The sequence below is a fragment of the Larkinella soli genome, from assembly GCF_003703975.1.
GTDB lineage: Bacteria > Bacteroidota > Bacteroidia > Cytophagales > Spirosomataceae > Larkinella > Larkinella soli.
This window is the reverse complement of sequence record NZ_QTJY01000005.1, coordinates 191,532-205,991: the sequence shown is the minus strand read 5'-3', so window position 1 is coordinate 205,991 and position 14,460 is coordinate 191,532. Positions and strand designations below refer to the sequence as shown.

The 14,460-nt window shown below is 58.1% G+C and carries 10 protein-coding genes; 5 read left to right on the top strand and 5 right to left on the bottom strand.

Annotation, left to right across the window (positions count from 1 at the left end):
- Positions 1-16 precede the first annotated feature (16 nt).
- The 3 genes from DX909_RS14650 to DX909_RS14640 all read right to left on the bottom strand — a co-directional run bounded on the left by DX909_RS14650 (position 17) and on the right by DX909_RS14640 (position 3,588).
- Positions 17-853 (bottom strand): hypothetical protein, encoded by an 837-nt coding sequence (locus DX909_RS14650; RefSeq protein ID WP_128545930.1) that lies wholly within the window; start codon positions 851-853, stop codon positions 17-19.
- A gap of 101 nt (positions 854-954) precedes the next feature.
- Positions 955-2,358, bottom strand: a complete 1,404-nt coding sequence (locus DX909_RS14645; RefSeq protein WP_128545929.1) for a tetratricopeptide repeat protein — start codon at positions 2,356-2,358, stop codon at positions 955-957.
- A 186-nt stretch (positions 2,359-2,544) separates the two neighbouring features.
- Entirely contained in the window at positions 2,545-3,588 is a 1,044-nt protein-coding gene (locus DX909_RS14640; RefSeq protein WP_128545928.1) for an SDR family NAD(P)-dependent oxidoreductase, read from the bottom strand.
- Positions 3,589-3,690: 102 nt separating this feature from the next.
- Between DX909_RS14640 and metG the strand changes: the two genes are divergently transcribed.
- Complete coding sequence (gene metG / locus DX909_RS14635; protein WP_128545927.1) at positions 3,691-5,757, top strand: methionine--tRNA ligase; 2,067 nt, start codon at positions 3,691-3,693, stop codon at positions 5,755-5,757.
- Positions 5,758-6,309: 552 nt separating this feature from the next.
- On the opposite strand, the gene pth is transcribed toward metG, so the two are convergent.
- Positions 6,310-6,870, bottom strand: a complete 561-nt coding sequence (pth, locus tag DX909_RS14630) for an aminoacyl-tRNA hydrolase (RefSeq protein WP_128545926.1) — start codon at positions 6,868-6,870, stop codon at positions 6,310-6,312.
- A gap of 119 nt (positions 6,871-6,989) precedes the next feature.
- On the opposite strand from pth, the gene pyrR reads away from it, so the two are divergent.
- The 4 genes from pyrR (at position 6,990) to DX909_RS14610 (ending at position 11,819) form a co-directional block, all read left to right on the top strand.
- Entirely contained in the window at positions 6,990-7,529 is a 540-nt protein-coding gene (gene pyrR, locus DX909_RS14625; protein WP_128545925.1) for a bifunctional pyr operon transcriptional regulator/uracil phosphoribosyltransferase PyrR, read from the top strand.
- Positions 7,530-7,855: 326 nt separating this feature from the next.
- Positions 7,856-8,566, top strand: coding sequence for a head GIN domain-containing protein (locus tag DX909_RS14620; RefSeq protein WP_128545924.1), 711 nt, complete (start codon positions 7,856-7,858; stop codon positions 8,564-8,566).
- 105 nt (positions 8,567-8,671) lie between these two features.
- Positions 8,672-9,538 carry a formate dehydrogenase accessory sulfurtransferase FdhD gene (gene fdhD / locus DX909_RS14615; protein WP_128545923.1) on the top strand — a complete coding sequence of 289 codons (867 nt, stop codon included), beginning with the start codon at positions 8,672-8,674 and terminating at the stop codon, positions 9,536-9,538.
- On the top strand, positions 9,519-11,819 hold the full coding sequence (locus DX909_RS14610; RefSeq protein WP_128545922.1) for an FdhF/YdeP family oxidoreductase: 2,301 nt from the start codon (positions 9,519-9,521) through the stop codon (positions 11,817-11,819). Before fdhD ends, DX909_RS14610 begins: the two co-directional genes overlap by 20 nt.
- Here the strand turns inward: DX909_RS14610 and DX909_RS14605 are convergent.
- Positions 11,782-14,409 carry a PQQ-dependent sugar dehydrogenase gene (locus DX909_RS14605; RefSeq protein WP_164851286.1) on the bottom strand — a complete coding sequence of 876 codons (2,628 nt, stop codon included), beginning with the start codon at positions 14,407-14,409 and terminating at the stop codon, positions 11,782-11,784. The genes DX909_RS14610 and DX909_RS14605 overlap by 38 nt on opposite strands.
- Positions 14,410-14,460: the final 51 nt, after the last annotated feature.

The following is a 14,460-nucleotide window of genomic DNA, read 5'->3' as shown; positions in this document are numbered from 1 at the left end:
GTTCGAAGGCCGGCTTTCAGTAGGTTTCGTATTCGTATTCTTCCGAAATGGTTTCGTTTCCGGCTTCGACCTTCCGGACCGGCAGGTTATTGTCGTAGACGTAGCGGTAGGCGCTGACCAGCGGTTTTGCCGTCGTGCCGGCCTCAACATTGGTGGTGGTCATCCGGACGCAGTTGTTCTTCGACCAGCCGTTCTGATCGAAAACCGGGTAATTGGCCATGCGGTAGGGATTGGGCTTGTCGTCGTATTCGTAGCTGATCTTCCGAATGATGGTATTGCTGGCGTTACCGGCTTGCAGCGCAACCGTCGTGGACGTTTCTTCCGCCAGATTGCCCTGGCCGTCGTACCGGTACTCGCTGGTCGTCATGCTGACGGGCGTCGCGCTGATGAGGCCGCTCCGGACGCCGTAGGAATACCGTCGGCGGCCGGTGATCTGGCCGGCGGGGTTATAGAGAAGGGAGTCGGTATAAAACAAGGCTTTAGCCGGTATTTCCGGAGAGCTTCCCTGCCGCAGCACGTACCGTTCCTTCCGGGCCAGACGGCCGTCGGTGCCGTAAACGAAGGTCTCGGCGTAGCCGTAGTTCCAGGGAGCCTCCGGGTGGAGGTAGCGCAGGGAATAGCTCGTCAGCCTGCCGCCGGTGCCGTAACTCTGCCGGATCTGACCGAAAGGGGTGCTTTTCCGGCTCAGGTCTTCCTTGATGAGTTTTCCCTCGGTATCGTAGTAAAACTGCCGGATGCTGCCGTCCGGGTAGGTGATTTTTTTCAGCCGGCTGCGGACGGCGGACGACTGGGCAACGGTAAATCCAACAAGAATGAGATTGAGTATGAAGGAGTAAAAGAGACTTCTACGCATAGCGTCGGAACAGATATTTCGGTTGGCAAGATACTCACAAAAACTATGCCCATAAAAAAAGCCACCCTTTTTAAGAGTGGCTTTCCCGGTACTTATCAGATTTAGGTTTTACGGTATTGCTCGATGATTTTGTAGAGGGCCTTTTGTTTCTCCAGTTCGGGGAAAAAGTCGAACAGGAGAATATGACGGTCGTAATTGAGCGTCAGGGCGGTCTCCAGGTTGAGCAGGGCCTCGCGGTAATATCCCGCATGGATCAGATAGACGGCGGCCCGGTAATACAGGTCGGCTTCTTCGGGAAGCTCGTCGATGCCCGTCTGCACGATCTCGTTGGCCCGGGTGAAGTTACCCTGGTCGAACATCACCAGCGACCACTGGAGGTAGACGTCCACGTTGGTCGGATCGAGTTCGACCGCCTTTTCGAACGCTTCGACGCTGGATACGCCGTTGCCGAGCTTGTATTCGGTTTCGGCGAGGGCCAGCCAGTATTCGGCGTTCTTATCGTTCAGTTTCAGCGCTTTCCGCAGAAACGGGATCGATTCGTGCCATTTTCCCAGTTCGCTCAGGCAGACGCCGATGCCGTAATAGCCTTCGTCCCAGAGGTTGTCGAGCCGCACGGCGTCGCGGTATTTGGTGATGGCTTCACCGTACCGGCCCTGTTTTTCCAGGCTGGTGCCCAGGTAGCAGAAGGTTTCCGGGGTGGCTTCCTCGTGTTTCAGGGTGTTCCGGTAAGCCTCCTCGGCCTTGATGAACTGCCCCAGATTCATGTAGGTATTGCCCAGATTGAAATAGGCCGATGCAAAATCCTCCTTGATGATGGTCGCGTAATCGTAGGCTTCGGCGGCCTCGGCGTAGCGGTTCAGCTTGCTGTAGGCGATGCCGATGTTATACCAGGCGTTGTGCGAATACGGGTCGCGGTCGATCAGTTGCTGATAATAACCCAGGCTGTTTTCCAGTTCGCCCAGCAGATCCAGGCAGAAGGCCAGTTCATACAGGGCGTTTTCATTGTTGATATTGCAATGAATGGATTTCTTATAGCTCTCGATCGCCTGATCGTATTTCCCCCAGTTTTGATAACTCTGTCCTATCTGAAAATAAATGTCGTCTTTTTCGTCCGCCGTTTCCAGCATATCCTCCAGAATCGAAACCGATTGCTCGTAATTCCCGGCCAGGTTGCAGATGGTCCCCTGCATGTACTGAATATCGGGATCGCTCGGATTGTAGAGGGCTGCTTTATCGAGGAGTTCCAGGGCCAGGTCGTACTTGCCGTTGTTGGCCAGCAGCTGGGCCTTATCCAGCATTAATTCCAGAGAGTAGGGGAAGTTTTCAAGTCCGGCATCGCAGGCTTTCATGGCTTTATCCAGATCGCCTTCTTCCATGTAATGTTCAACCATCTGTTCATAGACATCCAGATCGAAGAACTGGGTTTCCTTGCCGTCCAGCATTTTTTCAAACCGCTGGATTGACGCTTTTATTTCGCTTTCTCTTTCCTCAAACTCTTGCTCCATATTCACTTCGTCACAGGGGTTACGTGTCCGAAATGCAGAATACACGCCCGTTGTCGGCCTGTAAATGCAGTAGAAATATACAAATAATATTCCGATTCGCAACTTTTCCGGCAAAAAAAGGAAGCTACCGGAAATGCCCGGTTTTTCCGCGAAAAACCGGCTTTTTGCCCTTCGGATCGAGCCGGTCTACCGACCGTTTCGACGGCTGAAAAAAGCGCTGATCCGCTGGATGGTTTCGTCGATCGGACGGTACCGGAACGGCGTCATTTTTTCAATTTTACGACCCTCATACTGGTACGAACTTGACGCCGACCGGGCGGTTTCCCGCGTGATCAGCGGGGGCTTTCCGGTGAGCCGGGACCGCAGGGCTTCCAGCGGCCACAGCAGCCGCGTCAACCCCGGCGACACCCGGATCGACGGGCGTTTCCGGCCGAATGCGTCCGCCACTTTATTGAAAAATACCTGATAAGGCATCGTGGCGGCATTCAGCAGAAAGCGTTCGGCCGTCAGCTCACTCTGCATCAGCAGATAGAGAGCGTCGGCCACATCCCGGACGTCGACCAGCCCGGCGGTCCCGGCCGGATAAAACGGCCGTTCGTCCCAGGCATATTTGAACAGCTGGGTACTGCTCCGGCTCCAGTCGCCTTCACCCAGCACCAGCGTCGGGTTGACGATCACCGCATCCAGCCCTTCGGCCATGCCGCGCCAGACTTCCAGTTCGGCGCGGTACTTGGTTTTACCATAAAACGAATTGTTCGGCGAATCTTCCCAACGTTGTTCTTCCGAGATAACAACCGGGCCATCGGTTTTAATTCCCTTCCGCGCCGGACGGCCCAGCGCGGCAATGGAACTGACGAACCCGAGCTTCCGGACGCCTTCGCCGAGACAGACGTTCACGACGTTGGCCGTACCTTCCACATTGACCTTTTCCATCCGGTCACGGTCTTTCGGCGAATAGGAAATGATGGCGGCCGCGTGAATCAGGTCGAGCGGCCCCCGGCTGCGCAGCTCCCGGACGGCGTCTTCCAGCGACGGTATATCGAGAATGTCGCCCTCATAAAAGGTAACGCGTTCGCGGACGTCGTCGAGGAGGCTCAGGTCACTTTCGGCCCGCCGGAGCGCAGCCACGGGATGCCCGGCCTCCAGATAACGCCGGACCAGGTGGCTGCCGATAAGGCCATTGGCGCCGGTAATGAGGACCATATTGTGTTCGTTTAGCCCGGAAAGCATGGGATTCTATAGTGAAGGAAGCGGGCTATGCTTACTTTTGCAGCGGCAAGATAGCGGGAACTTCCGTTTGTTAAACTTAAAAGTCGCCAACAACTTCCTATTATGCCATTAGACAATCCGCAACGGTATACCGTCACCGCGGCCCTGATTTATGCCAATGGCCCGATCCACATCGGGCACATTGCCGGCTGCTACCTGCCCGCCGACATCTATGTGCGCTACCTGCGTGCGACGGGCCGCGATGTGGCCTTCGTCAGCGGCACCGACGAACACGGCGTACCGATTACCATCCGCGCCCAGAAGGAGGGAATTACGCCCCGGCAGGTCGTGGATAAATACTACGTGCAGATCAAAAAGGCGTTCGAGGAATTCGGCATCTCGTTCGATATCTACTCCCGGACCTCGAAACCGATTCACCACCAGACCTCGCAGGAAATCTTCCTGAACCTGTATAACAGCGGGAACTTCACCGAGGAGGTCACCCAGCAGTATTACGACGAAACCGCGAAGCAGTTCCTCGCCGACCGGTATATCGTGGGCGTCTGCCCGGTTTGCGGCAACGAAAACGCCTACGGCGACCAGTGCGAACGCTGCGGTTCGACGCTGAGTCCCACGGAACTGAAGGAGCCGCTGCGGTCGATGCTCTCCGGTTCGAAGCCGGTGCTGAAGGAAACCAAAAACTGGTATCTGCCCCTCGACCGGATGCAGCCCCGCATTGAAGAATACGTCAACAGCCATCCGGAATGGAAGTCCAACGTGGCCGGCCAGTGTCAGTCCTGGCTGAAGGAGGGTCTGAAACCCCGCGCCATGACCCGCGACCTCGACTGGGGGATCAGGGTGCCGCTGCCCGACACCGAAGGCAAGGTGCTGTATGTCTGGTTCGACGCCCCCATCGGGTACATCTCCATGACCAAGGAGTGGGCCGAACAGCAGGGCCGCGACTGGGAACTGTACTGGCGCGACAAAGACACCAAACTGGTACACTTCATCGGGAAGGACAACATCGTGTTCCACTGCATCATCTTCCCGGCCATGCTCATGCACGAAGGCAGTTACATCCTGCCCGACAACGTGCCGGCCAACGAGTTCATGAACCTGGAGGGCGACAAGATTTCCACCTCCCGCAACTGGGCCGTCTGGCTGCACGAGTACCTGGAAGAGTTTCCGGGCAAGCAGGATGTGCTGCGCTATGTGCTGGCGGCCAACGCCCCCGAGACGAAAGACAGCGAGTTTACCTGGAAGGACTTTCAGGGCCGCAACAACAGCGAGCTGGTCGGGATTTTCGGCAACTTCGTCAACCGGGCGGTGGTGCTGACGCAGAAATTCTGCGACGGAAAGGTGCCGGTGAAGGACGACCTGACGGAGACCGATCAGGCGGTGCTGGATGAGTTGGCCCAGTACCCGGACCGCATCGGGCAGGCCATCGAGCAGTACCGGTTCCGGGAAGCGCTGACCCACCTGATCGACCTGGCGCGGCTGGGGAACAAGTATCTGGCCGAAACCGAGCCCTGGAAAGTGATCAAGACCGATCCGCTCCGGGTCAACACGGTCCTGAACATCGCCCTCCAGATTACGGCCAACCTCAGCATCGTCTGCGAACCGTTCCTGCCTTTCACGGCCGGGCGGCTGCGTACCATGCTGAACCTGGAAAAACTGCACGTGACGCATACCGGCTGGATCAACGCCGGCAAAGGGGACCTGCTGCCCGAAGGACACCCACTGGGCGAGGCCGCCCTGCTGTTCGAAAAACTGGAGGATCAGGTGATCAGCCAGCAAATCAATAAGTTACACGAAGCCAAACGCATGAACGAACTGGCCGTCAAAACCGTACCGGAAGCCAAACCGGAGATTCAATACGACGATTTTGCAAAAATGGACATCCGGATCGGCACCATTGTCGAAGCCGAGCGGGTTCCAAAAAGTGACAAACTCCTGAAGCTGAAGGTCGACGACGGCACGGGCCGGCGTCAGATTCTGAGCGGGATCGCCAAACATTTCACGCCCGAGGAGGTCATCGGCAAACAGGTAACGTTTCTGGCCAACCTGGCTCCCCGGAAGATGATGGGGCTGGAATCGCAGGGCATGATCCTGATGGCCGAAGACCGCGACGGCAGCCTGTCGCTGATCGGACCGGGCAAAGCCGTCTGGAACGGCGGAACCGTTTCCTGAGCCGGAAGCGAACGAAAACAAAAAGCCGGAACCGCTCCACAGCAGTTCCGGCTTTTTTGCTCAAAGCGTAAAAAAGATAAAGCCTCCCGATCATTGCGAGAGGCTTTATACTGACTATTCCTAAACCCTTAACCTTTTCTATTTGAAAAACTAACTGTTCCTGATTTCCGTTTCGTCTGCGCTCAACTCCGGTAGAACTTTTGAGTATCCGGTCCTGTGCTTTCCGAACCTTCACATTACTTAAGACGCAGAAACCGGTCGGAAGTAACGCGTTGCAATCAGGTTTCGTAATTATAACAGTTCAATTCCTGATTTTGTTCAATTGCCCTGCGTTCAAAGGACAATGCAAATATCGGAAGAAATTTCAAGAGTGCAAATCCAATTTTATGAAGGAAGGGCAGCGAAAGTCCAGTAGCGTATTGATAAATAGTATGTTACCACCGTCAATTACCCCCGAACCGGCATGAAATTGAAACAAAATACTATAAAACGGACAATTCTGCCAAATGAAATTTTATTCTGGCAAAATCGAAAGTTCTTCAAAATGTTCTATTATTGGTTGAAAAAATTCATCGTATGCTGAATGCCGGAAGTACAAAAACTAATTACCGCATCACCCGCCCGATCAAGGACTTCCGGAAGTTTTTCAAATTCCTGATCCGGAAACTTCCCCAGTACGAAATCAACCTGACGACCTTTTGAAAAATTACTGCCGATGCCGAAACGCAAGCGGGCATACTCCTGGGTGCCGAGGACCTCGTCTATATTCCGCAAACCGTTATGACCGCCGGGTGACCCTTTGGCCCGCAGCCGGATCTTTTCGAACGGAAGGTCTTTATCATCAGTGACCACCAGCAGGTTTTCGACCGGAATATCGTGCTGTTTCAGGTAATACAGCACCGCCCGGCCGCTGAGATTCATATAGGTGGTCGGTTTGATCAGGTGGATGATTTTTCCCTTATGCCGCCACTCGGCGGTGTAGGCCAGACGGCTCATCGTAAAATCGAAGCCGTATTGGGCGGCCAGGCGGTCCAGCACCATAAAACCGGCGTTGTGGCGGGTCAGTATGTATTCCGGCCCGATGTTGCCGAGTCCGGCGATCAGAAATTTCATAATTGGCAAAACAGTTTGCGGAACGGATTCCTTATGGGTACGCAAATTTCCGACAAAGGTTTAAAGAAAAAAACGAACCGCTTTCGGCAAACTGCAGGTCGAAGCCGTATTTTTAGCCCATGAACCAGAAACGTCTCATCCTCGCCAGTCCGCTGCTGGAGATCGTGATCAGCCGGTTGTGCCAGGAATTGATCGAAAAACACCAGGACTTTTCCGACACGGTGGTGCTGGGCATGCAGCCCCGGGGCATCTACTTCGCCGAGCGGGTGGCCCGCGAACTGGCCCGCACCCTCCAGAAAGATATTCCGCTCGGGTACCTCGACGCCACGTTTTACCGGGATGATTTCCGCCGGCGCGAATCCCCGCTGCGGCCCAATACGACGAATGTTCCCTTCCTGATCGAAAATAAAAAGGTGATTCTGATCGACGACGTCATCTCGACCGGCCGCATGGTCCGGGCAGCCCTCGATGCCATGACGGCTTTCGGCCGGCCCCGCTGCGTCGAACTGCTGGTTCTGATCGATCGTCGGTATAACCGCGACCTTCCCATCAAACCCGACTACACCGGCAAACGGGTCAATACCCTCGAATCCCAGCGCGTGCTGGTCGAATGGACCGAACAGGGCGCCGAAACCGATCGCATCTGGCTGATGGAGTGAGGGTTAAGTTTAGGGGTTAAGGAATTGGGGAGTTGGGCAGGTGCGGGTTGGGATTGTCAGAGCGCCGGCAACCCGGTCCCGACCAGGCTGCTTTGTCATCCCACCCATTTTTGTCATCCCGAGGAACGAGGGACCTTGCGGCTGAATAACCGGTCACCATGAGCGCCGAAGAATAAGATCCCTCGTTCCTCGGGATGACAAACGCTCATACTCCTCAACTCAAAAATTCCCAAACTTTTTTCACCAGGCCGTAGGGGGAAGGCGGGGAACGTGTGTCTTAGCAGCAAACAACGACAAATACGGTACCATCAATTGCTATGACGACCATGAAAATTTCAACCATTCTCTCCGCATTTTTCATTCTTGTTCTGGTTACACTGACCTCCTGCGACTACGACCGGATCGGTCCCTATGAGGAAGATGACCGCACCTACGGCCTGACCAATTTCGACCGGCTCGATATCGGCAGCGCTTTCAACATTAAAGTGGAACAGGGCAGCGCCTTCCGGGTCGAAGCCCGCGGCAACCGCAACGACCTCGACGATCTGGAAATCTACACCAGCAATGGCACCCTCCACGCGCAGTTCCGCAGAAACCGCTCCCGGCGTCGGTATGATCTTTACATCAACATCACCATGCCCACCCTGCGGGGCGTCGAGTTTTCGGGTGCCTCCCGCTCCACGATCGACGGTTTCCAGGGACTTCGTGAACTGGACATTACGCTCACCGGCGCTTCCAAATCAACCGTGGACGTGGCCGCCGACCGGCTGAACTTCGATCTCTCCGGTGCATCGGACCTCGACATCAGCGGAGGCACCGGCCTCCTGCGGGGTGAGCTGTCGGGCGCCAGCAGCCTGTACGCCTTTGAATTTCCGGTGGACGAGGCCGAACTCGACCTGTCGGGTGCCAGCTCGGCCCGGGTACGGGTGGCTAAACGTCTGGATGTGACCGCCAGCGGAGCCAGCAACGTTCGTTATCGGGGTACGCCCGAACTACGCTCCCGCCTGTCCGGCTCCAGTTCGGTGACAAAGGATTAACCGGCTCCGACGGGTTTTGTTGAACCAGCCACACCTCTGAAATTGCCCCGGCTTTTCTATCAAAACATTCCGATATTCCGGGCGTTTTGGTAGAAAAGCTTTTTTATGTCCTCCCTTGCCCCCACCACCGTTCGGAAATTCAGTCAGGACCAGGAGCCTGAAGACCGCCCCGACCTGCTGGCCGTGGAAGAACCACTCGAAATCCGGCTCGGCTACGGGCCGGTCGGGGAGCGGATGCAGCGGAGCCTTTCCGTCACCATGCGAACGCCCGGCCACGACGAAGAACTGGCCCTGGGCTATCTCTTCAATGAGCAGATCATCCGGACGCCCGATCAGGTGGTTTCCGTGCGGCATTGCGTTTCCGATGCCGACAAGAAAGGCAACGTCCTGCGGGTGGAACTTCAGCCCGACCGCCCCGTCGACTGGACGATGCTGGAACGGAATGGGTACACCTCGTCGAGCTGCGGACTCTGCGGCAAAACCTCCATCGAAGCCGTTCAGGCTTCCGGCCTGGAACCGCTTTCCGCAGCCTTTTCCATTAATTCTGAACGGATTCACGGCTTACCGGAAAAACTCCGGCAGGCGCAGCGGGCCTTTGCCTATACCGGCGGGCTGCACGCGGCCGCCCTGTTCGACGGCGAAGGCCGGATCGTACTCGTGCGGGAGGATATCGGGCGGCATAATGCGCTCGACAAGCTGATCGGGGCCGCTTTCTGGCAGGGTCGGACGCCACTGGCCTCCTTTGGCGTGCTGGTCAGCGGGCGGGTCGGTTTCGAACTGGTGCAGAAGTGCTGGACGGCGGGTGTCCCTTTGCTGGCGGCCGTCGGCGCGCCGTCGAGTCTGGCGGTGGAGATGGCGACGGAGGCCGGAATGACCCTGCTTGGTTTCGTTCGTGATAATCGATTTAATTGCTATTCGATGCCCGACCGGCTTTTGGAGGTCGGCAAACGCTATGAAGAAAATTGGTCCTGATACCCTAACCGGTCTGAAAATTACGAAACCGCAGGAAACCGCGGCCGGTCTGGAAGCCGTTGTGGTGTCGTTCCGGCACGTTTTCGGCCATACCGACCTGATCCGGGGCTGGAAGGCCCTGGCTCACCTGAATCAGAAAGACGGGTACGACTGCCCGTCCTGCGCCTGGCCCGACCCCGACGATCATCGCTCGGCCGTCGCCGAATACTGTGAAAACGGCGCCAAAGCCGTGGCCGACGAGGTCATGACCCGCCATACGGCCTCGCCGGTTCTGTTCCAGCGGTATTCGGTGGAGGAACTTTTGAAAAAAGACGATCTCTGGCTCGGGCAGCAGGGCCGGCTGACGCAGCCGATGGTGATCCGGAAAGGAGCGACACACTATGAACCCATCGGCTGGGAGGAGGCTTTTCAGCTCATCGCCGACCACCTCAACGCGCTGGAGTCGCCCGACGAAGCGGTTTTTTATACCTCCGGCCGCACCAGCAACGAAGCGGCTTTCCTGTATCAACTCTTTGTTCGTCAGTACGGTACCAACAACCTGCCCGACTGCTCGAACATGTGCCACGAGTCCACCAGTGTGGCGCTGGCCGAAACCATCGGGCTGGGCAAGGCGTCCATCAAATACGAGGATTTCGAGAAAGCCGAGGTAATCATGATCATGGGGCAGAACCCCGGCACCAATGCGCCCCGGATGCTGACGCCCCTCGAACAGGCCAAACGCAACGGCGCGACCCTCATCGCCGTCAACCCGCTGGTCGAGACGGGGCTGGTGGCATTCAAGTATCCGCAAAGCCCCCGCGATATGCTGCTGGGCGGGCAGAAACTGACCGACCTGTATCTCCAGGTCCGGATCAATACCGATCTGGCGTTTCTGAAAGCCGTCGCCAAACTGCTGCTGGAGGAGGAACGGAATGCCCCCGGACGGGTGCTGGACCCGGACTATATCCGAAATTATACGACTGGTTATCAGTCATTTATTGATGATCTGGACCGGTATGAGGTCGCCGATCTGGCCGAACAATGCGGTCTTTCGGTGGATCAGATCCGGCAGGCGGTCGATCTGATGAAGTATAAAAAGAAGATCATCATCTGCTGGGCAATGGGACTGACCCAGCACCGCAATGCCGTCCAGACCATCCGCGAAGTCATCAACGTGCTGCTGATGAAGGGCAGCATCGGCATCGAGGGCGGGGGTGCCGGGCCGATCCGCGGCCACAGCAACGTGCAGGGCGACCGCACCATGGGCATCTGGGAACGCCCGAAACCCGAATTTCTGGACCGGCTCCGGGAGGTGTTCGGCTTCGAGCCTCCCCGCCAACCGGGTTTCAGCACCGTCGAAGCCGTGAAGGCCATGCACGAAGGCCGGGCGAAGGTGTTCTTCGGCATGGGCGGGAATTTCCTGATGGCCGTGTCGGATACGAACTACACCGCCGAAGCCCTTCAGCGCTGCCGCCTGACCGTTCAGGTATCCACCAAGCTGAACCGGAGCCACCTCATTCACGGCGAGACGGCGCTGATTCTGCCCTGCCTCGGCCGCTCCGACCGCGACACCCAGGCGTCCGGCGATCAGTTCGTCAGCTGCGAGGCCACGACCGGTGTCGTGCAGCCGTCGAGGGGGAGGCTCGAACCGGTTTCAGCCCACCTGAAAAGTGAACCCGCCATCGTGGCCGGTCTGGCCGAAGCGGTTTTCCGGAACCGCCCCGAAAAATTGAACTGGAATGCGCTGGCGTCCGATTACGACCGGATCCGGGCCCTGATCGAGAAGACCATTCCCGGTTTCGAGCGGTATAACGAGCGGGTTCGCCAACCCGGAGGTTTCTATCTGCCCAACGGGCCCCGCGAACGCCGGTTCACCACCGCCGACGGCAAGGCGCATTTTTCGGTCAATACCCCGACGGCCCACGCCCTGAAGCCGGGCGAACTGCTGCTGATGACCATCCGGAGCCACGACCAGTTCAACACGACCATCTACGGGCGGGAAGACCGCTACCGGGGCGTTCATAACGAGCGCCGGGTAGTGTTCATGAACGCCGACGACATCGCGGCCCTCGGTTTTCAGCCGCAGCAGGTGGTCAGTCTGCACAGCCGGTATGACGGGCAGGTGCGGACGGCCGAACGGTTCGTCATCGTTCCCTACAACATCCCGCGCGGTTGTGCCGCGGCTTATTTCCCCGAAACGAACGTGCTGATCCCCATCGACAGCGTGGCCGAGGGCAGTCTGACGCCGACCTCCAAGTCCATCGTCATTTCGGTGTCTCCTTTCGAAACTGTACCTGCTTGATATTGACCAGGTTCAGTACATATAGCCGGTTGCGGAAGACGAAATACAGGTCGTGTTCGCCGGTGGTTGGGCGCAGGAGCAGTACCTGCTCGGCCCAGTTGTCGCGTTGGCCGGTGACCGGCACGTCCAGCTCACCGATGATCTCCCCGGTGGGGCTGTCGAGCCGGACCTCGATGCGGGAGCCGTTCACTTCCGTCGCCAGCTGAAAAGCCACGGCGCTGATGTCGGTCAGGTCGATTTTGCGCACCATGACGTAGCCGGCCTTGTGGACGTCCGTGATGATGTCCCGGCGCTGTACTTCATAATTTCCGTCGAAATCCTGCGCCGTCAGCACCGGCGACCGCAGCACGACCGTCGACTGCCGGGTCAGCGGGCGGGCGGTTCTGCTTCCTTTGTCGGTATAACGGGCCGTCAGGATGTAGGTGCCGGCCCCGTTCGGTTCGGTATCGAACTGCCCCTGCTGCGGCAGCGGTTTTTCGGATTTCTGATCGGTCAGCGAAAAGATGTAGCGGACCATCTCGTTGGCTACCTCGGCCGACAGCTGCGGGTGGGCGCTCATGTTCACCTGGCCCCACTCGCCGGACCCGCCCCGGATGATCTTATCACCCAGCCGCTCCACCACGTTCGGGTCGGCCTTGCGGGGTCGATACCGCTCGGCGATGGCCTGAAAACTCGGCCCGACCGACTTCTCCTTCAGGGCGTGGCAGCCCTTGCAGTCGTTTTCCTCGATCCAGGTTGCCCCGCGGTGGTACGGCGACAGCACTTCGCCTTTTTCGGAGAAGGAGAGGGTTTTTCGGGTCGGGAGATAAGTCAGCCGTACCTGAACGTCTTCCGGCCGCACCGGACCGTCTTCCGCGTCTTCTACCTTCACCTGATACGAAACCGCCGGTCCGTAAAGCAAGCCTTTCTGTTCCAGTTGGATAGACACTTTCGGGGGTGCGTTGCCCACGCTTATGCTCGTGGCGGCTTCGGAGCGGGCACCGGCCTGGTCGACGACGGCCACCTTCACGCGGTAGTTTCCCGGTTTCTGAAACGTGTAGTCCAGTTCGGCGGTGTTGGCGCCGACGGGTTTGCCGTTGACGGTCCAGCGGTACGAAATCCGGTCGCCCTTGTCGTAATCCAGAGAGTTGCGGGCGGAAAACCGGGTCGGCAGCGGGGCGGCCCCGGCGTCGGTTCCGGTTTCCAGCCGGGCGATGGGCGGACGGTTGCCCGGGATGTATTCGATCCGGACGAGCCGCGAATCCCGGTTTCCGCCCCAAAGCGCCCCGAATTCCAGCAGATACAGCGCCCCGTCCGGCCCGAATTTCATGCTGATCGGCTTCCGGAACGTCGTCGACGGCATGAACGATTCGATGGTTTTCAGTTTCTTCTGATCGTCGAACGAGACTACCTTCAGCCAGTTGCGCATCCACTCGCCCAAAAACAATTTCCGGTCGAACCAGGCTGGAAACTTGATGGGAGAGGGGTTGGCCGGATCGAAATAATAGATCGGGCCTGCCACCAGCGTCCGGCCTCCGGCCCCCAAATCCGGCCATTCAGGCGACACGTCGTAGGGATACCACAGAAAAGCCGGGGTGGCCGGGGGCAGGTCCCGGCGGCCGGTATTGTTCGCCGAGAGGTTGACCGGGTTCTGCGGGTCATACCGGAACAGCACCGAGTCGCGGTCGAAGTCCACCCGGGCATACGGCTCGTTGGGGCCGATGAAAAACGGCCAGCCGTGATTGCCGGCCTGCCGGGCCTGATTCAGTTCGTCGTAGCCGCGGGGGCCGCGCGGGTCGTCGTCGCTGGCGTCGGGGCCGATTTCGCTCCAGTAGACCAGGTCGGTATCGCGGTCGACGGTGACCTGAAACGGGTTGCGGCAGCCCATGATGTAGATTTCCGGGCGGGTCAGGCCGTCGGCGGCTTCGGCGAACAGGTTGCCTTTCGGGATCGTGTAGCTGCCGTCGGGTTCGGGATGGATGCGCAGGATTTTGCCCCGCAGGTCGTTGGTGTTGCCCGCCGACCGCTGGGCGTCGAACATCTCGCGGCCGGCGCGGTCGTCGGAGGGCGAATAATTCGTGCCGAACGGATTGGTATTGTCGCCGGTGGTCAGGTACAGATTGCCGTGCCGGTCGAAGGTCATGCTGCCGCCTGAATGGCAGCAGGCCCAGGTGTCGGGCACTTCCAGCATCGGCTTTTCGGTGGACCGGTCGAGCGTGTCGCCCCGCAGCGTAAACCGCGACAGCAGGTTGACCTGCTTCCGGCTTTTGGGGGCATAATAGAGGTAGAGATGCCGGTTTTGTGAAAAGTTCGGGTCGAGGCCGATGGCCTGAAGCATGGCTTCGGAGGATTGCACGTCCAGCTTCCCGATGCGCCGGGTTTCTCTGGTTTTCGGGCGGTACAAGTAGAGTTCGCCCCCGTGGCCGATCAGATAGACGTCTCCGTTCGGGGCGATGTCGAGGCCGACGAGGTCGCGGAGGTCGCCGGTCAGGTCGATTTTGCGGAAGCGGTGTTCGTCCGGGGCTTCTTCGGCGGTAGTGCCGTCCCGGCGGAAGGCGGTGGTCAGGAAACCCACCAGCAGCACCGGCAGGAGAAAGCGGAAACGGTTCATGAGAGGTTCAGGGATCGGTTTCCAAATGTAACCCAAACCGAACTTTTTTGA